The following is a 385-nucleotide window of genomic DNA, read 5'->3' on the forward strand; positions in this document are numbered from 1 at the left end:
TCTGTGCCACCACGGACGCGTTACGCGCCACCTCTTCCACCATCAGTTCAAGACGACGCAGCACCTCCGGCCGGGCATCATCCTCCGTCATGGCACAGAGAAAATCATTCAGCGTCCCCGGTTGTGAATCTTCATACACGGTGATGGTCCCGGCGTGCGATGGTGGAAAACCGTCAACCTGCAGGATGACACTGTACTGACCGTACTCCACATCCATGCTGTAACGCCCGGCTTCATCCGGATTCTCTGAGCCCACCGTGTTCACCACCACCGTGGTGCTGTTACGTCTGGCTTTCAGCTGAATGGTGCAGTTCTGTACCGGTTTTCCTGTGCCGTCTTTCAGGACTCCTGAAATCTTTACTGCCATATTCACCCCACAAAAAAG

1 protein-coding gene is annotated in these 385 nt (G+C 55.1%); it reads right to left on the bottom strand.

Translation table 11 applies throughout. The features are described from left to right. Positions 1 to 367: prophage tail fiber N-terminal domain-containing protein (locus tag JW499_RS21815; RefSeq protein WP_172864406.1), on the bottom strand; the 367-nt coding region annotated here is incomplete at its 3' end. Between the last annotated feature and the right edge of the window lie 18 nt (positions 368 to 385).

Origin of the sequence: Amphritea pacifica (assembly GCF_016924145.1) — a bacterium.
In the GTDB taxonomy this organism is placed as follows: domain Bacteria; phylum Pseudomonadota; class Gammaproteobacteria; order Pseudomonadales; family Balneatricaceae; genus Amphritea; species Amphritea pacifica.